Source organism: Pseudonocardia sp. D17 (assembly GCF_036984265.1).
GTDB classification, from domain to species: Bacteria; Actinomycetota; Actinomycetes; order Mycobacteriales; family Pseudonocardiaceae; genus Pseudonocardia; species Pseudonocardia benzenivorans.
On record NZ_BPRG01000010.1, the window covers coordinates 43,432 to 64,261 of the forward strand.

Genomic DNA, 20,830 nt, shown 5'->3' on the forward strand with positions numbered 1-20,830 from the left:
CGGTGGCGACGCGGCGTCAGGCGTCGGGCACGTGGGCCGTGCCGGGCGCGGCCGGGACGACGTCGACGGCCTGCGACCGCCACGCCGTCCACAGCTGCGCGTACCGGCCGTCGTGGGCGAGCAGGTCGCAGTGCGTGCCGCTCTCCACCACGCGCCCGTCCTCCATGACGACGATCCGGTCGGCGGTGGCGGCCTGCGTGAGCCGGTGCGCGACGACGATCGTCGTGCGGCCGGCGGTCGCCGCCGCGGCGGCCTGTTCGAGCCCGCGGGCGCCGAGGCTGCCCGCCTCGGCGGTGGCCTCGTCGAGGATCGCGACCGGCGGGTCGCAGATCACGAGCCGGGCCAGTGCCAGCTGCTGGGCCTGCGCCGCGGTCAGCTCGCGGCCGCCCTCCCCGACCTCCGTGGCGATCCCGTCGGGCAGCGCGTCGACCCACTCGAGCGCGCCGACCCGGGCGAGCGCGTCGCGCACCTCCTCGTCCGTCGCGTCCGGCCGGGCGAGCCGGACGTCGTCGGCCAGCGGGCCCGCGAACACGTGCACCTCCTGGCTGACGATCGCCACCTGCGCGCGCACCTGCTCCGGGGTGAGCGCGGCCAGGTCGATCCCCCCGAGCCGGACGACGCCCCGGTCGGGCACGAGCTGACCGGCGGCGATCGCGGCGAGCGTCGTCTTGCCCGCGCCTGTCGACCCGACGAGGGCCAGCCGTTCCCCCGGCTCGATCCGCAGCGTCACACCGTGCAGGACGGGGGCGCCGGGCTCGTAGCCGAAGGCGATGTCGACCAGCTCGAGCGACGCGTCGGCGGGCGTCCCGCCGGGCTGCGCGCCCGCGCGCGTGTCGTCCGGGATCCGCACGACGCCCACGAGGCGCGCGAGGCAGGCCCCGGCCGACTGCACCTCGTCGAAGCTGTGCAGCGCGGTGCCCACCGGATCGAAGAGCCGGTGGAACAGCAGGGCGGCGGCCGTCGCGGCGCCGACCGTCGCGACGTCGGCCCGGACCAGCACGAACCCGATGACGAGCACGACCGACAGGCCGACGAACTCGGCCCGGTTGGTGCGCCCGACGAAGCGGGTGAACAGCGTGACGATCCCGATGCTCAGGTCGCGCGCGCGGATCGCGGCGGCGTCGATCTCGGCCAGGTGCGGACGCTCCAGCCGGTACGCGTGCACCGTCCGGGCGCCGATCATGCTCTCCATCAGCGCCTGGGACCGGGCACCGACGGCCTTGCGCTCCTGCGCGTACAGCGGCGCCGACCGCCTCAGGTACCAGCGCAGCGCCACCAGGTAGAACGGCACCGCGACGAGCCCGGCCAGGCCGAGCCGCCAGTCCAGCCCGGCCATCGCCACCAACCCGAGCACGGCGATCAGCAGCGACGAGATGACCTTCGGCAGGACGTCGGTGACCGCGCGGCCGATGGTGTTGACGTCGTCGCCGATGCGGGAGAGCAGATCGCCCTTGCCGGCCTTCTCCAGCACGGGCGTGGGCAGCGTCAGCGCCCTGGCGACGACGCGCTCGCGCATCGTCGCCAGCACCGACTCGCCGAGCTTGCTGGTCAGGTAGGCCGCGACGCCGCTGAGCACGCCGCCGACCACGGCGGCGACGACGAGGACGACCGAGATCATCACGATCGTCGACGTCGGCCCCCGGTCGCGCACGCCGTCGACGAGCGCGGCGAAGACGTAGGACGGCAGCACGGCCGCCGCGGCGGCGACGATCCCGACGAACAGCGTGAGCGCGGCCAGCGCCCGGTGGTGGCGCAGCTCGCCCGCGAGCCACGACCACGACTCGCGGGCACCGGCGACCGGCAGCAGGGTCCGCCGGTCGGGGGTGGCGACGGTCTCCGTCACGGCGGTCATCAGCGCAACACCGCCCTGCGGTAGTCGTCGTCGCGGTCGACCAGCTCGTCGTGGGTCCCGGAGGTGCGCACGACGCCGTCGTCGACGACCACGACCCGGTCCACGGTCGCGAGCAGGATGGGGCTGGAGGTCACCAGCAGCGTCGTGCCGCGCCGGCCCGGTCCGTGGCGCAGCGCGCGCAGGCCCCGCGCGATCGTCTGTTCGGTGACGGGGTCGACCGCCGTGGTCGGGTCGTGCAGCACCAGGACCGGCGGCCGGGTGTGCAGCGCCCGGGCCAGCGCGACCCGCTGCCGCTGGCCGCCCGACAGGCTGGCGCCGCGTTCGGAGACGGGCGTGTCCAGCCCGTCGGCGTGGACCTCGACGACGTCGTCGGCGGCCGAGGCGCGCAGCACGGCGTCGAGGAGGTCCGGGTCGTCGGGCCGGCTGCCCTCGTCGTCCCCGACGACGATGTTGGAGCGCAGCGTGCCGGTGAAGACGTCGGTGGTGTGCGGCTCGACGAGCAGCGCCGCCCGCGCCGCGCGGTGCCCCGCGACGGCGACGTCGACCCCGGCGACCGCGACCGTGCCGCGGTAGTCCTCCGGGGCGAGCTGTCCGGCCAGCACGGTCACCAGCGCCTCGGCGTCGGCCGCCCGCGGTGCGACGACCCCGACGAGCTCACCCGGGGCGACCGACAGCTCGAGTCCCTGCAGGCTCCCGTAGTGCAGGCCGGTGACGTCGAGGCCGTGCGGCGGCGCGGGCAGCTCCGCGGTGTCGTCGGGCACGAGCGGGGGCGCCGAGAGCACCATCGCGACCCGGTTGGCCGACGCCCTCGCCTCGGCGATCCAGCTCGGCACCACGGTGAGCTGGGCCAGCGGCTCGACGAGGAACTGCGCGAGCCCGATCACGGTGACGAACTGGCCGATGGTGATCGCGCCGTCGAGCGCCAGCCAGCCCGCCGCGATCGCGATGCCCGCGGCCAGCAGGTTGGACAGCGTCGCCGAGATCCCCTCGAAGCCGCGCTGGGTGCGCGCGGCGTGCAGCGTCGCCCGCAGCGACCGCCTGCTGACCTCCCGGTAGCGGCGGCTCGCCGGCTCGTGCGCCCCGATGCCCCGCAACGGCCGCAGCCCGGCGACCAGGTCGGTCGCCACCGCGGCGGCGCGGCCGGCCGTCTCCTGCTGGTGCTGGATGCGGCGGGTGATCAGCGGCTCGGACAGCTGCAGCACCACCAGCACGAGCGGTGTGCCCAGCACGACGCCGAGACCGAGCGGCACGTCGATGAGCAGCAGCGTCACGGCGCAGACCGTGACGGCGGTGAGCGAGGCGACGATCCGCGGGATGTAGTCCAGGAAGTAGGAGGCGTTGTCCGCGTCGCTGGAGGAGATGGTCAGCAGCTCGCCCGACCGCAGGTCGGTGCGGACGCCGCGGGGCCGCAGGATCGTGCCGGCGACCTCGATCCGCAGGTTGGCGCCCTCGCCGGCCTCGGCGTAGGTGAGCAGCCGCGCGCCGAACCGCCACATCAGCGACAGCACGAGGAACAGCACCGCCAGCACGGCCACCCAGACGACCAGCTGCGCGACGTCACCCGTCGCGACCGCCCGGTCGATGATCACACCGATGACGACGGGGACCAGCGCCTCGCAGATCTGGTGCCCGCCGTACATCGCCGACCCGAGGGTCAGCCAACGGCGGTTGCGGGAGATCCCCGTCAGGAGCACTCGCGAACCGGTCATCTCGGGCATCTACGCGCGGTCCCCGGTCGACGCCAGTGCCGTCGTGATCGACTGGAGGATCTCGGCCGACCGCACGGCGATGTTCGACAGCAGCGACGACGACAGCCCGTGCGTGTGCTCGGTGCCGCCCTGCAGGTAGATGTTCCCGGACAGCTCCGTCCGGGTCAGCAGCCGGTAGTCCCGGCTCACCGCGGGCTCGCCCGCGAGGGCCTGCGGGTCGCACACCCCGGACAGCAGGTCGCGCAGCGGCATCGGGTCGAAGCCGGTGGCGTACACGACCGCGTCGCAGTCGAGCGTGTCGACCGTGCGCGTCGGGTTGTGCTCGATCTGGACCCGCACGCCGTCGGCGGTCTCCACCGCGCTGCGGATCCGGCTGGCGCCGCGCAGGAACAGCCGTCGCGTCCCCCCGACCCGCTCGGAGTACTCGCGGCGGTAGAGGCTCTCGATGAGGTCGAGGTCGACGCAGGAGTAGTTGGTGCCGCGGTGGTACTCGAGCAGCTGGCGGCGCACGGCCGGTTCGGCGACGTAGAAGTCGTCGACGGCGGCGGGGTCGAAGACCCGGTTCGCGAAGGGGCTGTCGTCGGCGGGGCTGTACCCGTACCGGTTGAACACGCCGTGCACCTCGGCCGACTCGAAGCGGTCCAGGAGGTGCTCGGTGACCTCCGCGGCGCTCTGTCCGGATCCGACCACGACGAAGCGCCGGTGCGTCGGCTCGGGCAGCTCCGCGAGTCGGGCCAGCAGGCGGTGGTTGTGGAACTGCCGGGCGCTGGGCCGCACCCCGCTGGGCAAGCGGGGCGTGAGCCCCCCGGCGAGGACGACGTTGCGAGTGCGCAGGGAGATTCGGCCGTCCGGGCCGTCCGCGACGACCTCGAGCGCGCCGTCGACGTCGTGGACGGCGACCGCGCGCGTCCCGTACCGCACCCGCGCCGACACCGACTCGGCGGCCCAGGTCAGGTAGTCGTGGAATTCCACCCGTGTCGGGAAGAAGTTCTGGAGATTGATGAAATCGGTGAGTCGACCGCGTTCGGAGAGGTAGTTCACGAAGCTGTACCTGCTGCGCGCATTGCGCTGCGTGGCCAGATCCTTGAGGAAGGAAATCTGCATCGTCGTCCCGGGCAGGAGCATCCCGGTGTGCCAGCCGAAGCGTTCCTGGGCCTCTACGAACTCGGCACGAACGGGGTGCCCACCGTCTGCGACGTGCTCCTCGATCGCGATCGCGAGCCCCAGGTTCGAGGGTCCGAACCCGATCCCGACGAGGTCCAAGGGCTCCGAACCCCCTGCGTGCGGTCGAGTGACCTCGGGCGGCATCGAGCCGCCGGAAATGACGAGCGCCATGACCACCTTCCTGAATTTCAGGTAAGCCTAACCTGAGACTCCGTGAACCGGGCAAGCGTGACACAGAGCACGTCGGATTCCCAAGCTCTGCACGAGGTCCCCGGGCCGCGAGGGGACATGCCCGGCCGGAAGGGGCCCCCGAACGCCGTGATCGATCGTGTTGTCGGGCGAGTTCCTAATGCTAGCCTCAGCTAACTTTGCGAAGGAGAGGCTATGAGACCGAGGTTCCTGGTTCCCTCTGACGTGCGCCGCGGCCGCGTCCGCCGCAGCGGTGCACGGTCCCTGGGAATGGTCGCCGCACTGCTGCTCACGGTCGGTCTGTCGGCCTGCGGATCGACGGCAGGCGACGATGCACCGCCCCCGAGCACCGCGGCGGCGGCACCGGTCACGATCGAGCAGAAGTACGGGGCGGTCACCGTGCCGGCGAACCCGACGAAGGTCGCGACGGTCGGCTACAACGACCAGGACTTCGTGCTCGCACTGGGCGTCCAGCCGGTTCTCACCCGCGGCTGGTTCGACAGCTACAACACGCTGCCGTGGGTCGAGCAGGAGACCGACGGCAAGGGCGTGACCGAGATGAAGGACGGCGAGATCGACTACGAGGCGCTCGCCGCCGCCCAGCCCGACGTCATCCTGGCGATCTACGAGACCCTCGACCAGCCGACGTACGAGCGGCTCTCCAAGATCGCGCCGACCGTCCTGCAGCCCAGCCAGTTCCCCGACGAGGAGACGCCCTGGGACGCCCAGCTGCTGCTCACGGGCAAGGTGCTCGGCAAGGACCAGGAGGCGCAGGCCCTCGTCACCAAGGTGAAGGGCGCGATCGACAAGGCCAAGGCGGACAACCCCGGGTTCGCCGGCAAGGTGCTCGTCGTCGACTACGGCCCCGAGGACGGCGGGCACTACCTCATCCCCAAGGGCGACCCGCGGCGCGCGCTGTTCGACGCGCTCGGCTTCGCCGCACAGGACGCCAAGGGCGACGTCAGCCAGGAGAACCTGAACCTGCTCGACCGCGACGTGCTGTTCGTCGCCGGCGCCACGAAGGCACAGATGGCGGGCTCGCCGGGCTTCGACCGGCTCAAGGTCGTCCAGGAGGACCGGACGCTGTACACGACGTTCGACTCCCCGCTCGGCGGTGCGCTGTCCTACAGCGGCCCGAGCGCGCTGCTGTACGCGATCGACAAGGTCGTGCCGCAGCTCGCCAACGCGGTGGGCGGCAAGCCCGTCGCGGACCTGTCCAATGCCTGATCTACCCGCCTGATCTACCCGTGCCCCGCGCGGCGCGGGTGCGGCACCGGCCGCCGCCGGGACGTCCCCCCGGCGGCGGCCACGCCCGGACACGCCGGGCACCCCTGACGCACCGACACCCACCACACCACCCGGAGGCCCGGTGGCCCAGACCACCACCGCGTCGGTCGAACGCGGTCGCGGCACCCGTGCCCGCCGGATCGGCATCATCGTCGTACTACTCGCGCTGCTCGTCGTCGTCGCGGCGGCCGGCCTCCTCCTCGGGTCGCGCTCGCTGCCGCCCGCGGCCGTCTGGTCGGCACTGACCGACCCCACCGGCAGCGACCTCGACTTCATCGTCCTGTCGCTGCGGGTGCCCCGGACGATCCTCGGGATCGCCGTGGGCGTCGCGCTCGGCATCAGCGGCGCACTCATGCAGGGACACACCCGCAACCCGCTCGCCGACCCCGGTCTGCTCGGCGTCAGTGCGGGTGCGGCCCTGCTCGTCGTGGTCAGCGTCTACGCACTCGGGATCACCAGCCTCTACGGCTACGTCTGGTTCGCCTTCGTCGGCGCGTTCGGCGCGAGCGTGCTGGTGTTCATGCTCGGCACCCTCAGCCCCGACGGCCCGACACCGGTGACGCTGGCGCTCGCGGGCGTGGCCGTCAGCGCGTTCCTGGGCGCCATGACGACCGCACTGGTGCTCGGCGACCGCCAGACGCTCGACGTCTTCCGGTTCTGGTCGGTCGGGGCCCTCGCCGGTCGCGGCGGGGACATCGCCGCGCAGATCGCGCCGTTCCTCGTCGCCGGGGTCGTCCTGGCGCTGGCCAACGCACCCGGGCTCAACCTGCTCAACCTCGGCGAGGACGTCGCCCGCGGCCTCGGGGCCAACGTCGGGATGATCCGCGTCATCGGCCTCGTGGCGATCACCCTGCTGGCCGGGGGCGCGACGGCCGCCTGCGGGCCCATCGGGTTCGTCGGGCTCGTCGTGCCGCACGTCTGCCGGTTCTTCACCGGGCCCGACCACCGCTGGCTCGTCCCGACGTCCGGGCTGGCGGGGGCCGTGCTGCTCCTCGGCGCGGACGTCGTCGGCCGCCTCGTCGCCCGGCCGGGAGAGCTGCAGGTCGGGATCGTGCTCGCGGTCGTCGGCGCGCCGTTCTTCGTGCTGCTGGTGCGCCGTCGGAAGCTGGCGTCGCTGTGAAGCTGCTCGAGGCCGACGACGTGCTGATCCCCGGCCGCACCCCCGTGCGCTACCGCAGGTTCTCCGGCGTGTGGCGGCCCCGGATCGTGCTGGTCACCCTGCTGGGCCTGGCCGCGACGCTGCTCATGCTGGCCGTCAACGTCGGCCTCGGGGAGTACCGCATCGGGGTCCTCGACGTGCTGCGCGTGCTCCTCGGCGGCGGCGACCCCGGCCAGCAGTTCGTCGTACTCGACCTCCGCCTCCCGCGCTCGCTGACCGCGGTGTTCGTCGGCGCCGCGCTCGGGCTGTCCGGGGCGATCACGCAGACCGTCACCCGCAACGCGCTCGCGAGCCCCGACGTCCTCGGCATCACGACGGGCGCCTCGACGACCGCCGTCGCCGTCATCGTGCTCGGCGGCAGCTTCCCGCTCGCGACCTGGCTCTGGGGCACGGGCAGCCTGCCGTTCGCGGCACTCGTGGGCGGGCTGCTCACCGCGCTCGTGATCTATGCGCTCGCCTGGCGCAAGGGGGTGGAGGGCAACCGGCTGATCCTCGTCGGCGTCGGTGTCGGGGCCGTCGCCGCGGCGCTCACCTCGTGGTTGCTGGTCATCGCCGACCTCAACGACGCGTCGAAGGCGACCATCTGGCTCACCGGCAGCCTCAACGGCCGGGACTGGGCGCAGGTCTGGCCCGTGGCGGCCACGGTCGCGGTCCTGCTCCCGGTCGCGCTCGCGCTCTCCTTCGGGCTGGGCGCGATGCAGCTCGGCGACGACACCGCGGGCGGCCTCGGGATGCGCGTCGACCGGCAGCGGACGCTCGCGCTGCTCGTCGCCGTCACGGCGGCGGCGGTCGCCACCGCGAGCGCCGGGCCGATCGACTTCGTCGCACTCGTCGTCCCGCAGGTGGCGATGCGGCTCGTCGCGTCCGCCCGGCCACCGCTGCTGACGTCGGCGGTGTTCGGTGCGCTCCTGCTGCTGGGTTCCGACGTCGTCGCCCGGACGGTGCTCCCGACCGAGCTCCCCGTCGGGACCGTCACCGCGGCGCTCGGCGCCCCCTACCTGATGTGGCTGCTCACCTACGGGCACCGGCGCGCCCGGGTGTGACACCCGACGGGTGCGCCGTGCCTCCGCCGTACGGGGAGACCGGATCCGCCTATCGACACGACCGGACGAGAGGGCTTGGGTCGGTGTCCCGGTGCCCTCGCGCCGGGGTTCGGCCCGAGTGTGGAGGTGGGAACGTGGCCAGGGTGACTCTCGACTGCCGGTCGATCCCCAGCGAGTCGAACTGCTCGCTGACCATCAGCGGCGAGCCCGACGAGGTGCTGCGGGCGGCGGCCGCCCACGCGGTCGACGTGCACGGACACGTCGACGACGACGAGCTGCGGCAGGGGCTGCGCACCGCGCTGACCGAGGCCGCCGCGATCGACGTGGAGCCGGGCGCGTTCGTACAGCTCATCGAGTTCACCACCGACCGGATCGACGCGATCGCCGACATCGAGCAGGAGTGGCTGGAGGCGATCGGCACCGACCGGACGGCCGTCTGGGGCATCGTCGGGGCGGACCGGTCCGACCCGAGGCGTTTCGTCCAGGTGGTCGGGTTCCCGGACGCCGAGCAGGCGGCCGTCAACTCGAAGCACCCCGCGACCAGCCGGATCGCCGAGCAGCTGCGCGCGCTCTGCGACGGGGACCCGGTCTTCCGCGACCTCGACGTGCGCGAGGTACGAGCGTTCTGACCAGGCACGACCCGCCCGCCGCGCCGAGAGTGCCCGCTCGCGCGGCGGGCGACCCGCGGAACGCGCCGCCCGGAGCTCAGATGTTGGAGCCGTCGGGCGGGACGTCGTCGGGCGGCCGCGGAGACCCGCCCACCGACGCCGACGCCGGGCAGGACAGGCCCAACGTGTAGGCGGTCATCGACAACGAGCCGTAGGCGTACCCGTCGACCAGCACCCTGGTGTCGCTCGCCTCGCCGGCCGCATCGGCGAGGCCCGCGAGGTACAGCGCCGGGATGAAGTGGTCGGGGGTGGGGACGGCGTGCCGGTAGTCGGCGTGCGCGTCGAGGGCGGCGAAGCGCGTCGGGTCACCCAGCATGCGCTCCCTGGCCGCCTCGTCGAAGCGGCGCGCCCAGTCGAAGCCCTCGTCGGTGAGCTTCCAGTCCATCCCGCGAAGGTTGTGGACGACGTTCCCACTGGTCACGACCAGCACCCCGCGGGTGCGCAGTGCGTGGAGCTTCGCGCCCAGCTCGAGGTGGTGGTCGAGCGGCTTGTCGGCGTTGATGCTCAGCTGCACGACGGGGATCGACGCGTCGGGGAACGCGTGCACGAGCACCGACCAGGTGCCGTGGTCGATGCCCCAGCTGTCGACGTCGGCCCCGACCCAGGTGGGTTCGACGACGTCGGCGATCTCGGCGGCCAGCTCCGGCATCCCCGGAGCGGGGTACTCCACCTCGAACAGCTCCTGCGGGAAGCCGTAGAAGTCGTGGATCGTGCGGGGCCGCGGCATCGCGGTGACGGCGGTGGCGTTGATGTACCAGTGCGCGCTGACCACGAGGATCGCACGCGGGCGGGGCACGGCCATCCCGAACGCGCGCCACGCGGCGGTGTACCTGTTGTCCGACAGCGCGTTCATCGGGTTGCCGTGGCCGAAGAACGCGGCCGGCATCAGCGGCGCACCGCCCCCCGCCGTCGCCTGGTGGCTGCCGTCGGCCGGCAACGTCATGGCGTCCTCCGATCCGGTCGACCAGCGGCCCGCGCGGGTGCACGTGCCGGTCGGCACACCGCAGTCTGCCGCGTCGGGCGGCCCGGAGCCCACCCGAGCATCGTCGACGGCCCGCGTGTGTTCGTGGATCCGCCGCCCGGCCGCCGCCGCTACGCTCGACGCTCATGACGACGGGCGGCCTGCCGTCGGGGGTGCGCAAGGCCGAACTCGTGGCGGCGCTGTCGTTGGCGACCGATCTCGGGCTCGGCCTGCCGGAGGAACACGTCCTGCGCCAGACCGTCATCGCCCGGCGGCTGGCCCGCCTCGCCGGTCTGTCGGCCGCCCAGCAGGACGCCGTCTTCTACACCTCGCTGCTCGCCTGGGTCGGCTGCGTCGCCGACTCGCACGAGATGGCCCACTGGTTCGGCGACGACCGCCGGCTGCGCGCCGAGAGCTACGCCGTCGACAAGGCGGGCCTGCCGATGCTGCGCTTCCTCGTCGAGCAGGTCGGACGGGACGCCGGGCCGGCGCGGCGGCTGACGGCGATCGGGCGCTTCCTCGTCGCGGGCGGCGTCGGCGAGGCGATGGGCTCGATGATCACCCACTGCCGGACCACGGCGGACATCGCCGAGCGGCTCGGCCTGCCCGACGACATCGGGAGGGCCCTGGGTCAGGCCTTCGAGCGCTGGGACGGCCGCGGTGTGCCCGGACGGCTGCGCGCCGCGGCGATCGACCCGGTGATCCGCGTCGTCCACGTCGCCGACGACACCGAGCAGCACCACCGGGCCGGGGGCGTCGGCGCCGCCACCGCGATGCTGCGGTCACGCCGGGGCACCGAGTTCGACCCCGACCTCGTCGACCTCGTCTGCGCGCACGCCGACGAGGTGTTCGACGGTCTCGACGCGGTGCCGGCGTGGCAGTCCGTCCTCGACGACGGGTCGCCCGCCGAGTCCCCCGCGCTGACCGAGGACGAGCTGACCGACGCCCTGCGCGTCTTCGGCGACTACGCCGACCTCAAGGCGCCCTGCTTCCTCGGCCACTCCGCCGCCGTCGCGGCACTCGCGGCCGACGCCGCCGGCAGGATGGGTCTCCCCGACGCCGACGTGACGCTCGTCGAGCGGGCAGCGCTGGTGCACGACCTCGGGGTGCACGGGGTGTCGAGCGGGGTGTGGGACAAGCCGGGGCCGCTGAGCGCGGGCGAGTGGGAGCGCGTCCGGATGCACCCCTACCTGACCGAACGGACGCTGGCGCGGGTACCGCAGCTGGCGGAGCTGGGGACGCTCGCCGCGCTGCACCACGAGCGGCTCGACGGCTCGGGCTACCCGCGGGGGCTGCGGGCCGACGCCATGCCGATCACCGCGCGGGTCCTCGCCGCCGCCGTCCGCTACCGGACGGCGGTCGAGCCGAGGCCGCACCGCCCGGCCGCCGAACCGGCCGCGGCGCAGACGCTGCTGCGTGCCGATGCCGCCGCCGGACGTCTGGACGGCGAGGCCGTCAACGCGGTGCTGGCCGCCGCGGGCCACCGCGTCCGGCGGCGCCCCGCGTTGCCCGCGGGCCTGAGCCCGCGCGAGGCGCAGGTACTGGGACTCGTGGCGCGCGGGCTCTCCAACCGGGCCATCGCCGCCGAACTGAGCCTCGCGCCCCGCACCGTCGGCAGCCACGTCGAGCACGTCTACACCAAGATCGGGGTCTCGACACGGGGTGCGGCGGCGATGTTCGCGATGCGCCACGGCCTCGTCGGCGACCCGGTCCAGGGCTGAGGGCGGCGCGCCGAAACTTCGGGTGAACACCCGAGGCGACCCCGCCCCGGTCCGGCGACGCTACCTCCATCACTCGTCATCGATCGGAGGAGATCCCGTGCAGACCCTCGGCCCACCACTCACCACCGCGGGACGGCTCGTCGAAGCCGTTGCCGCGCAGGACTTTCCCGCTGTCCACGACTGCTTCACCGACGCCGTGCGGTTCCGGGCGCTGCTGCCCCGGGGGCCCGTCGAGACCACCGGTCCCGAAGCGGCCACCGACCGGTTCCGCGGCTGGTTCGGCGAACCCGACGAGCTCGAGGTGGTCGACGCCGCGATCAGCACGATCGCCGGCAAGGCCTGCCTGCGGTGGCGGCTGCGGCTGACCACCCCGACCGGTGCGTCCCGGCTCGTCGAGCAGCATCTGTTCGTCAGCGGCGACGGGCGGCTCGACGCCGTCGACCTGCTCTGCTCCGGCTGGATGCACGGGGGTGCGCGATGACGGGCAAGGCGGTCATCAGCCTCACCACCGGCCTGGACGACCCCGAGCGGGTCACCGTGGCGTTCCTCGTCGCGGTCGGCGCGGCCGAGGAGGGCCGCCCCACGCTCATGTTCCTCACCAAGGAGGCCGTGCGCCTCGTGGTGCCCGGGACGGCGACCGGCACGGCGTGCACCGGCTGTCCTCCCCTGGAGACGCTGATGAAGCGCTATCGCGCCGCGGGCGGGACCTACCTCGCGTGCCCGATCTGCGTCGACGCCAAGGGCCTCGACGGCACCGGGTTCATCGACGGCGCCGAGGTCGGCGGCACCGTGCCCATGTGGCGGTGGATCGGTGACGAGGGCGCCACGACCTTCAGCTACTGATCCGTCCGCGTGAACCGTCGGCATCGGCGAACTTTCCGGCGCCCCGCGGCATCTCCTCGTCATGGTGGATGTCATCGTGGTCGGCACCAGGGTCGCCGGTGCCTCGACGGCACTGTTGCTGGCGCGCCGCGGGCTGTCGGTGCTCGCCCTGGACCGTGCGCGGTTCCCCAGCGACACGGTCTCCACGCACCAGGTGCAGGTCCGGGCGGTGCCCGGCTGCACCGGTGGGGGCTGCTCGAACGCCTCCGCGCGGCGGGGACCCCGCCGGCGCGGACGGTCCGGTTCGACGCCGGCCCGGTCGTCCTGCAGGGTCGCCTGCCGGAGGTCGACGGCGTCGTGCGGGGTGCCCGTCGGCACCGTGCGCAGCCGCCTGCACGCGGGCCACCGCCGGCTCGCCGACGCCCTGCTGGCCACCGCCGCACAGGCGCACCCCGACCGGGCCCGCGCCCGCCGCTACGCCGAGGAGCTCGGCGCGGCGATGACCGCGTTCCAACGCACCGGCGACACCCGCGCGCTCAACGACCACCTGGCCGTCGACGTCGAGTACCAGTTGTTCGACGGCGTCCGCCGCCGCGACCGTGCGCGGTTCGCCGCGGCACTCGCCTCGGAGTTCGACGACGGCGTCCGCGCCGAACCACTGGGCGTCACCGCGGGCGCCGGGCTCACGGTCGTCGATCTGCGGCTGCACAACCCCTCCGACCAGCCGCTGCACTGCCCGCCCGCCCTCACCCAGCTGTTCCTGCACGACGGCCGGACGGTGCGCCGCATCACCTCCCACTACGCGACGCTCCAACCGGACGCGGCCCGCGCGTAGCGCCGCCCGCGGCAACGCGCCGAGGGCGTACGAGGGTCGGCTTCACACTTTCCGCGTGACGGCCGGGGCGGGTGCGCACCGGATGATGGCCGCGGTGCCCGCTCGGAAGCCGCCGGCCCGGGGTACTGCGGCGCGCCGCCTGTCGTCGTGCTGTCGAACGCCGCGGCAAGGGGGAGCCGATGGGTGGCCTGACCGCTCTCGCCGTCGTCGTCGTGGCCTACACCGTCGTGTCGTCGAAGCTGGATCGCTGGTGGATCTCCGGCCCGATGGTGTTCGTCGCGGCAGGCACGATCCTCGGGCCCGCCGTGCTGAACGTCCTCCCGCTGGCGGTCACCGACGAGGTGGTTCTGACCGTCACCGAACTGACGCTGGCCCTGCTGCTGTTCTCCGACGCCTCGACGGTGCGGCTGCGCGAGGTCGAGGGCGATGCCGGCCTGCCCTCGCGACTGCTGTTCGTCGGCCTGCCGCTGACGATCGTGGCGGGCGCACTCGTCGCTCACCTCGTGTTCCCGGAGATCCCCTGGGCGGCGGCAGCGTTGATCGCGACCATCCTGGCGCCCACCGACACCGCGCTCGGCCTGGCGGTCGTCACCAACAGGCTGGTTCCGACCCGGATCCGGCGGGCGCTCAACGTCGAGAGCGGCCTCAACGACGGGATCGCCACTCCCTTCGTCACGCTGTTCATCGCGGTCCTCGCCGCGGAGGAAGGGGCCGGCGACCGCGCGTGGGGGCTCGAGGCCCTCAAGGAGATCGGCCTGGCGCTCGTCGCGGCGGTGGTCGTCGGATACCTCGGCGGGAAGCTGCTCGCATTCGCCAAGGACCGCGCCTGGACCTCGCCCGTGTCGGAGCAGATCGCCATCCTCGCGCTCGCGCTGCTCGCCTACGAGGGCTCCGTCGCGATCGGCGGGAACGGGTTCGTCGCGGCGTTCGCCGGCGGGATGCTGTTCGGCGCGGTGACGAAACGCGGCTTCGCCGAGCCCGGCCGCTTCACCGAGACACTCGGGCTGGCGGCCACGTTCCTCGTGTGGGCGGTGTTCGGTGCGCTCTTCCTCGGCGAGCTGTTCACCCACGGGCTCTCGGCACGCCCCGTCGTGTACGCGATCCTGAGCGTCACCGTCATCAGGATGGTGCCGGTCGCGCTCTCCCTGATCGGGACCCGGCTCAGACCGGTCACCGTGGGATTCATGGGCTGGTTCGGTCCGCGAGGACTCGCGTCGGTCGTCTTCACGCTCCTCGCGTGGCAGGAGCTCGAGCACGCGGCCGGTGGGGGGCTGCTCCTGCAGACCGCCGCCTGGACGATCCTGCTCTCCGTTCTGCTGCACGGCCTGTCGGCCTCGCCGTTCGCCACCCGGTACGGGGCATACGCCGCGACGTTGGCGAATGCCCCCGAGCAGGCCCCTTCGAGCCGGCCGCGGATCCGGCTGCGAGACCTCGGCGGTCGCCACCACCCGGAGGACCGGCCGGACCGGGAACCCGCGTGAGAGGACCGACGACCGCACGGCTAGGTGAAGACGGATGCCGAAATCAGACCGGCCAGGTGACCCGGCGGCGCGTCGTGGTGACGTGATTCAGCGGTGACGGCGGCAGCCAGCAGCGAGGTGACGTCCGCCGTCGTCAGGTTGTCGCGGAGGCGGCCCGCGTCGCGCGCCCGACCGACGAGCTCGTCCAGCACGGACTCATAGCGCTGCCGCACGTCCGGATCGATGTTCAGCTTCTGATCACCCGCTGTGATGAGGTCGCACAGCGCCGCGTTCTCGCACGCGTGCCTGACCGCCAGCCGCCAGAACTCGACACACCGCTGACCCGGCGGGTCGTCGGGGAGGCTTGGCACGCGGTCGAGGAGCTCGGTCAGGCGAGCGGACACGACGGCTGCATAAAGAGCCTCCTTCGTCGGGAAGTGCCGATAGACCGTGCCCGCGCCGACGCCGGCCCGGGCTGCGATGTCCAGCAGGCCGGCGCTCCTGCCCTCCGTGGCGAAAACCTCCTTCGCCGTGTCGAGCACGCGCTGGCGATTGCGCGCGGCGTCGGCACGTGGCGCCCGGGCCGAGGACATTTCATTCCCCCTTGCTAAGCGGGTTTCAGATTCCGTATCGTTCGAAACGGGTTCCGCAACCCGGATCCTATCGTGATGACGCTCGGGAGAGCTGACATGTCCGAACTGATCACCGTCCTCGCCGCTACAGGGCGCCAGGGCAGTGCGGTGGTACGCGCCTCGCTCGCGGCCGGGAGCCCGGTCCCGCGCGGTGGTGCGCGACCCGAGCCGGGACGACGCGCGCCGCCTCGCCGACGCCGGAGCCGAGATCGTCCCCGGATCGCTCGACGACGCCGACGCCATCGTCCGGGCGTTGCAGGGCGCCGCCGGCCTGTTCCTCTACCAGCCCGGCTTCGTCTCACCGCAGGTGACGCCGGGCATCGGTCCGGACGACGAACTGCGTCGCGGGCGGGCGATCATCGACGCCGCCGTGCGGGCCGGAGTCGGGCACATCGTCTACTCCTCCGGACTGGGCGCGGACCGGCCCGACTTCAGCCCGTTGTCACGCCCCAAGACCGAGCTCGAGGACTACCTGCGCTCCACGCAGGTTCCGGCCACCGTCCTGCGGCCGGTCGGATTCATGGAGAACCACCTCGGGCCGTTCCGAGGCTTGCGCCCCGATGGCCGGCTCGCCTCCACCGCCCCGCCGGACGTCGTCGAACAGCTCATCAGCGTCGCCGACATCGGCTCGATCGCGACGCGCGCCTTCACCGCGCCGGACGACTGGATCGGTCGCGCCATGGACATCGCCGCGGACGAACTGACGGCACCCGAGATCGCGTCCGCCATCGCGGCAGCGACCGGCCGGGCAGTGCGCTACGAGCGCATCCCGCTGGACGAGGTCCGCACACAAGATCCGCGACGTGCCGCCGCGATCGCCCGCATGTGGGACCCCGACCGTCCGGCGGCCGAGCTGCAGACCTGCCGTGCCACGATCCCCGACCTCACCGGCTTCAGGGCCTGGCTCGACACGCGGGCGTGACCGAGGCCTTCACGACCTGCCTGTCCGAGGCGGAGCCGATCTGACATCTCGACCACGGCGACGAGCCACGTCCGATCGCCACGCTCCGGACCAGCACACCCGAAGCGCAGTCGACAGCGCAATCGAAACGACATCGCCCCGGCCGTTCCTGCCGGCCGGGGCGATGTTCCTGGTGCGCCCGAAGGGATTCGAACCCCTAACCTTCTGATCCGTAGTCAGATGCTCTATCCGTTGAGCTACGGGCGCGTGCTCTTCAGTTGTCGCCGCGACCGACCCGGGAGTCGGCCACGCCTGCGCGGAGGCTCCGGGATTTGAACCCGGGATGGGGGGTGACCCCAAACCGCATTAGCAGTGCGGCGCCATAGACCAGACTAGGCGAAGCCTCCCGGGGCCTCTCGGCCTCAGCACGGACAACCTTACACAACCCCCCCGGCGCCCCTCGCACACCCCCCACCCCCCGAGGGGCGCCGTGACGATCACCCGTCGATCACCCGGACGCGGCCATCTCCAGGAACGGCGCGAGGGCGTCGGGGTTCTGCAGGGCCCCCCGGCTGACGGCCTTGTCGGGGGCCACGCCCGCCAGGATCTTCTTCACCGGGACCTCGCACTTCTTGCCGTTCAGCGTGCGCGGCACCGCGTCGACGACGATGAACCGGTCGGGCACGTGCCGGGGCGAGAGCTCCGAGCGCAGTGCCTTGCGGAGGTCGCCCTCGACATCGTCGAGCGTGGTCCCGTCGGTCAGCACCAGGAAGCACAGCAGGGCGCCCTCGTCGCGCGCCCCCAGCTCTGTGGTGTCGATCACCAGCGAGTCGGCGACGCCGTCGAAACCCTCCACGACGGCGTAGAAGTCCGCCGTGCCCATGCGGACGCCGCCCCGGTTGAGCGTCGAGTCCGAGCGGCCGTAGATGACGTAGGAGCCACGCGGGGTACGGCGCACCCAGTCGCCGTGCCGCCAGACGCCGGGGTAGTCCTCGAAGTAGGCGGCCCGCAGCTTGGCCCCGTCGGGGTCGTTCCAGAACATCACGGGCATCGACGGCATCGGCCGCGTGACGACGAGCTCCCCCACCTCGTCCTCGATCTCCTGGCCCTTCTCGTCATAGGCGACGACGGCCGCCCCGAGCGCGGCGCAGGAGATCTCGCCCAGCCACACCGGGACGGTCGGGGCCGCGCCGACGAACGCGGCGCAGAGGTCGGTCCCGCCGGACACGGAGGCGATCTGCAGGTCGTCGCCCACGGCGTCGGCGACCCAGGCGAATCCCTCCGGCGACAGCGGCGCCCCGGTGGACCCGACGGTGCGCAGCGCCGACAGGTCGACCTCGTCGCGCGGCCGCAGGCCGGCCTTGAGGCACGCCTGGATGAACGGCGCCGATGTCCCGAAGTACTTGACGCGGTGCTTCTCGGCCAACCGCCAGAGCGCGCCGAGGTCCGGGTGACCGGGGTTGCCGTCGTAGAGGATCACCGTCACACCGACGAGAAGCCCGGCGATCAGGTAGTTCCACATCATCCAGCCGGTCGTGGTGAACCAGAAGAAGCGGTCGCCCGGGCGCAGGTCGCCCTGCAGCTGCAGGGCCTTCATGTGTTCGAGAAGGATGCCGCCGTGGCCGTGGACGATGCCCTTGGGCAGGCCCGTCGTCCCCGACGAGTAGAGGACCCACAGGGGGTGCCCGAACGGGACCGACTCGTACTCGAGCGGGCCGGGCTCGGCGGTGAACTCGGCCCAGGTCGTCGTGCCGTCGAGGGTGGCCTCCTCGTCGAGGTAGCCGACGAGCACGGTGGTGGTCACCGTCGGGAGCTGGCCGCGCAGCGCCGCGACGTTCTCGCGGATGTCGAACCGCTTGCCGCCGTAGACGTAGCCGTCGACGGCGAAGAGCACCGTGGGCTCGATCTGGGCGAAGCGGTCGTGCACGGCGCGGGCGCCGAAGTCCGGGGAGCACGACGACCAGATCGCGCCGAGGCTCGCCGTCGCCAGGAAGGCGACGAGCGTCTCGACGGAGTTGGGCGCGAGCGCGACCACCCGGTCGCCGCGGCCGACGCCGGCACGGACGAGCCCGGCCCGCGCGCGGCCCACGGCGTCGCGCAGCTCGGCGTGGGTGACGGTGCGCTCCAGGCCGTCCTCGCGGACGAAGACGATCGCCGTGTCCTCCGGCGCGCGTCCGGGGCCGTCGCTGAGCGCGTGCTCGGCGTAGTTGAGCGTGGCGCCCGGGAACCACTCGGCACCGGGCATGGCGTCGGAGCCGAGCGGCGCAGTGGGCGCGTCGTGGAACCGGACCCCGAAGAACTCGGCCGCGGCGTCCCAGAACGCACCGACGTCGGCCACGGACCAGGCGTGCAGCGCCGCGTAGTCGGTGTCGTCGGGCAGGTCCACGCCGCGGTTCTCCCGCAGGTGCCGCGCGAACCGCGCGATCTCGCTCGACGCCGCCGCTGCAGGCGACGGGGACCACACGACCTCGGGTGTTCCGGATTCCATTCCGCGGAGTTTTCCCGGCGCCGTGCCCGGATGCCAGTGACCTAGCGCAGGTGTGACCCGAACCAATTGAGCATCCGCTGCCACGCCTCGGCCGCGGCGTCGGGATCGGCGTCGAAGCGGTGCCCCGAGAGCGGGTAGGTCACGAGGTCGGTGGCGACGCGGGCACGGTCGGCCGCCTCGCGCAACGCGTCGACGTCGTCGTGGCTGCCGCCGTCGGCCGGGCTGCCGTAGATCCCCAGCCAGGGACAGGTCAGCGCGGACGCGGCGTCGAGCAGCTCGTCCAGGCCCTCGGAGGTCGTCGTCGTGACCCCGCCGCCGCCGACGGTGACCGCCGCACCGAAGGCGCGTTTGGCCGCGACGAGCAGCGCCACCGAGCCCCCGATGTCGAACCCGACGACGCCCATCCGGTCGGGGGGCACGTCGTGCTCGGCGAGCCAGCCGAACGCCGTGTCGGTGTCGGCCATGATCTCTTCGCGGTCGAGTTTGTCGAGCTGCTCCTGGACGTGTTCGTCCGGTGAGTCGGCGTCGAGCTCGTCGGCCCCGTCGCGGTGGTAGAGGTGCGGTGCGACGGCCAGCCACCCGTCGCCGGCCATGCCGGAGACGATGTTGCGGACGCTCTCGGTGACGCCGCGCGCCTCCTGGAGCACGACGATCCCCCCGCGCACCGAGCCGTCGGGCTCGGCGACGGTGAGCCGCAGTCGGCTGCCGTCGACGAGCGGGACGGTCTCCGTCCGGATCTCGGTCATGGCGTAAGCCTGTCACGTCGGCGAACGGGTCACGGGCCCGGACTACGGTGACCCCCATGACGTTGATCCGCGCGGACCTCGACGCCCTGCCGGCCTACGTGCCGGGCCGGGCCGTCCCCGGGGCCGTGAAGCTCGCCAGCAACGAGGTGCCCCTGCCCCCGCCCGCCTCGGTCCTCGCGGCCGTCGCCGAGGCCGCAGCCGGCGGCAACCGCTACCCGGACCTGGCCGTCGTCGCGTTGACCGACCGGTTGGCCGGCCTGCTCGAGCTGCCCAGCGAGCGCATCGCCGTCGGCTGCGGCTCGGTGAGCCTGTGCCAGCAGCTCGTCAACATCACCTGCCTCGTCCCCGACGACGAGGTCGTCTTCGCGTGGCGCTCGTTCGAGGCGTACCCTATCGTCACGCAGATCGGTGGGGCGCGGGCGCGGATGATCCCGCTGACCGACGACTTCCGCCACGACCTCGACGCGATGGCCGCCGCGGTCACCCCGGCGACCAAGCTCGTCTTCGTCTGCTCGCCCAACAACCCGACGGGCACCGTCGTGACCCGGGCGGAGCTGGAGCGCTTCCTCGCCGCCGTCGGGCCGGACGTGATCGTCGCGCTCGACGAGGCGTACTACGAGTACGTCGACGACCCCGAGGCCGTCGACGGGCGCGACCTCGTCGACGCGTACCCCAACCTCGTCGTGCTGCGGACGTTCTCGAAGGCGTACCGGCTGGCGGGGCTGCGCGTCGGCTACGCGTTCGCCGCACCCGAGGTCGCGACGGCCCTGCGCAAGGTGTGTTCGCCGTTCAGCGTGAGCGTCGTCGCCCAGGCCGGGGCGATGGCCGCGCTCGACGTCCGTGACGAGCTGCTGGCCTCCTGTGCCGACGTCCGGCGCGAACGGGTGCGGGTGCGCGACGCGCTCGTCGCCATGGGGCACACCGTCCCGCCGACGCAGGCGAACTTCGTGTGGCTTCCGCTGGCCGACCGCTCGGCGGAGTTCGCGACGCACTGCCTGGAGCACAAGGTGGTCGTGCGGCCGTTCCAGGGCGACGGGGTGCGCGTCACCGTCAGCACCCCCGAGGAGAACGACCTGCTGCTGGCGGCCGCGGCGTCGTTCCCGCGCTAGACGCCCCCTCGCCGAGGGCCCGGACAGGCGAACGGCCCGGGGAGCAGGCCCCCGGGCCGTTCTGTTCAGCGACGTGTTCGATGG

At 73.1% G+C, this 20,830-nt stretch carries 18 protein-coding genes and 2 tRNA genes; 11 read left to right on the top strand and 9 right to left on the bottom strand.

What is annotated here, in order from left to right:
* Positions 1 to 16: 16 nt before the first annotated feature.
* From PSD17_RS01620 to PSD17_RS01630, 3 genes are read right to left on the bottom strand one after another with little or no spacing between them, the layout of a single operon-like run.
* Positions 17 to 1,852 carry an ABC transporter ATP-binding protein gene (locus tag PSD17_RS01620; protein WP_013672467.1) on the bottom strand — a complete coding sequence of 612 codons (1,836 nt, stop codon included), beginning with the start codon at positions 1,850 to 1,852 and terminating at the stop codon, positions 17 to 19.
* Positions 1,852 to 3,561 carry an ABC transporter ATP-binding protein gene (locus tag PSD17_RS01625; RefSeq protein ID WP_339121062.1) on the bottom strand — a complete coding sequence of 570 codons (1,710 nt, stop codon included), beginning with the start codon at positions 3,559 to 3,561 and terminating at the stop codon, positions 1,852 to 1,854. Before PSD17_RS01625 ends, PSD17_RS01620 begins: the two co-directional genes overlap by 1 nt.
* 9 nt (positions 3,562 to 3,570) lie before the next feature.
* Positions 3,571 to 4,896 (bottom strand): lysine N(6)-hydroxylase/L-ornithine N(5)-oxygenase family protein, encoded by a 1,326-nt coding sequence (locus PSD17_RS01630; protein WP_013672465.1) that lies wholly within the window; start codon positions 4,894 to 4,896, stop codon positions 3,571 to 3,573.
* A gap of 288 nt (positions 4,897 to 5,184) precedes the next feature.
* Between PSD17_RS01630 and PSD17_RS01635 the strand changes: the two genes are divergently transcribed.
* From PSD17_RS01635 to PSD17_RS01650, 4 genes are all read left to right on the top strand, one after another.
* A complete protein-coding gene (locus PSD17_RS01635) occupies positions 5,185 to 6,141 on the top strand; it encodes an ABC transporter substrate-binding protein (protein ID WP_234027658.1) in 957 nt (318 codons plus the stop codon).
* A gap of 142 nt (positions 6,142 to 6,283) precedes the next feature.
* Positions 6,284 to 7,321 (top strand): FecCD family ABC transporter permease, encoded by a 1,038-nt coding sequence (locus PSD17_RS01640; RefSeq protein ID WP_339121063.1) that lies wholly within the window; start codon positions 6,284 to 6,286, stop codon positions 7,319 to 7,321.
* Positions 7,318 to 8,403 (top strand): FecCD family ABC transporter permease, encoded by a 1,086-nt coding sequence (locus PSD17_RS01645; protein ID WP_339121064.1) that lies wholly within the window; start codon positions 7,318 to 7,320, stop codon positions 8,401 to 8,403. The genes PSD17_RS01640 and PSD17_RS01645 overlap by 4 nt, the downstream gene beginning before the upstream one ends.
* A 134-nt stretch (positions 8,404 to 8,537) precedes the next feature.
* Positions 8,538 to 9,032 (top strand): DUF1059 domain-containing protein, encoded by a 495-nt coding sequence (locus PSD17_RS01650; RefSeq protein ID WP_339121065.1) that lies wholly within the window; start codon positions 8,538 to 8,540, stop codon positions 9,030 to 9,032.
* 76 nt (positions 9,033 to 9,108) lie between these two features.
* Here the strand turns inward: PSD17_RS01650 and ygiD are convergent, their stop codons facing one another.
* On the bottom strand, positions 9,109 to 10,014 hold the full coding sequence (gene ygiD, locus PSD17_RS01655) for a 4,5-DOPA dioxygenase extradiol (protein ID WP_199796476.1): 906 nt from the start codon (positions 10,012 to 10,014) through the stop codon (positions 9,109 to 9,111).
* Positions 10,015 to 10,178: 164 nt separating this feature from the next.
* Here ygiD and PSD17_RS01660 point away from each other — a divergent pair, with 164 nt between their 5' ends.
* From PSD17_RS01660 to PSD17_RS01680, 5 genes are all read left to right on the top strand, one after another.
* Complete coding sequence (locus tag PSD17_RS01660) at positions 10,179 to 11,753, top strand: HD domain-containing phosphohydrolase (protein WP_339121066.1); 1,575 nt, start codon at positions 10,179 to 10,181, stop codon at positions 11,751 to 11,753.
* A gap of 97 nt (positions 11,754 to 11,850) precedes the next feature.
* On the top strand, positions 11,851 to 12,234 hold the full coding sequence (locus tag PSD17_RS01665) for a nuclear transport factor 2 family protein (RefSeq protein ID WP_013672458.1): 384 nt from the start codon (positions 11,851 to 11,853) through the stop codon (positions 12,232 to 12,234).
* The gene (locus tag PSD17_RS01670; protein ID WP_339121067.1) at positions 12,231 to 12,596 is read left to right on the top strand and encodes a peroxiredoxin; all 366 of its coding nucleotides are present in this window, start codon (positions 12,231 to 12,233) and stop codon (positions 12,594 to 12,596) included. The genes PSD17_RS01665 and PSD17_RS01670 overlap by 4 nt, the downstream gene beginning before the upstream one ends.
* Positions 12,597 to 12,672: 76 nt before the next feature.
* Entirely contained in the window at positions 12,673 to 13,410 is a 738-nt protein-coding gene (locus PSD17_RS01675) for an NAD(P)/FAD-dependent oxidoreductase (protein WP_158703266.1), read from the top strand.
* Positions 13,411 to 13,589: 179 nt separating this feature from the next.
* Entirely contained in the window at positions 13,590 to 14,891 is a 1,302-nt protein-coding gene (locus PSD17_RS01680) for a cation:proton antiporter (protein WP_339121068.1), read from the top strand.
* 20 nt (positions 14,892 to 14,911) lie between these two features.
* Here the strand turns inward: PSD17_RS01680 and PSD17_RS01685 are convergent, their stop codons facing one another.
* Entirely contained in the window at positions 14,912 to 15,463 is a 552-nt protein-coding gene (locus PSD17_RS01685) for a TetR/AcrR family transcriptional regulator (RefSeq protein WP_103382508.1), read from the bottom strand.
* A gap of 142 nt (positions 15,464 to 15,605) precedes the next feature.
* Between PSD17_RS01685 and PSD17_RS01690 the strand changes: the two genes are divergently transcribed.
* Positions 15,606 to 16,424 carry an NmrA family NAD(P)-binding protein gene (locus PSD17_RS01690; protein WP_339121069.1) on the top strand — a complete coding sequence of 273 codons (819 nt, stop codon included), beginning with the start codon at positions 15,606 to 15,608 and terminating at the stop codon, positions 16,422 to 16,424.
* Positions 16,425 to 16,594: 170 nt separating this feature from the next.
* Here PSD17_RS01690 and PSD17_RS01695 read toward each other — a convergent pair.
* The 4 genes from PSD17_RS01695 to PSD17_RS01710 all read right to left on the bottom strand — a co-directional run bounded on the left by PSD17_RS01695 (position 16,595) and on the right by PSD17_RS01710 (position 19,637).
* Positions 16,595 to 16,670, bottom strand: a tRNA-Arg gene (locus PSD17_RS01695).
* Positions 16,671 to 16,720: 50 nt separating this feature from the next.
* Positions 16,721 to 16,810, bottom strand: a tRNA-Ser gene (locus PSD17_RS01700).
* A 101-nt stretch (positions 16,811 to 16,911) separates the two neighbouring features.
* On the bottom strand, positions 16,912 to 18,891 hold the full coding sequence (locus PSD17_RS01705) for an acetoacetate--CoA ligase (protein ID WP_339121070.1): 1,980 nt from the start codon (positions 18,889 to 18,891) through the stop codon (positions 16,912 to 16,914).
* A 41-nt stretch (positions 18,892 to 18,932) separates the two neighbouring features.
* Positions 18,933 to 19,637, bottom strand: a complete 705-nt coding sequence (locus tag PSD17_RS01710) for a dienelactone hydrolase family protein (protein ID WP_013672451.1) — start codon at positions 19,635 to 19,637, stop codon at positions 18,933 to 18,935.
* Positions 19,638 to 19,693: 56 nt separating this feature from the next.
* On the opposite strand from PSD17_RS01710, the gene hisC reads away from it, so the two are divergent.
* Positions 19,694 to 20,746, top strand: a complete 1,053-nt coding sequence (hisC, locus tag PSD17_RS01715; protein WP_013672450.1) for a histidinol-phosphate transaminase — start codon at positions 19,694 to 19,696, stop codon at positions 20,744 to 20,746.
* Positions 20,747 to 20,830 lie beyond the last annotated feature (84 nt).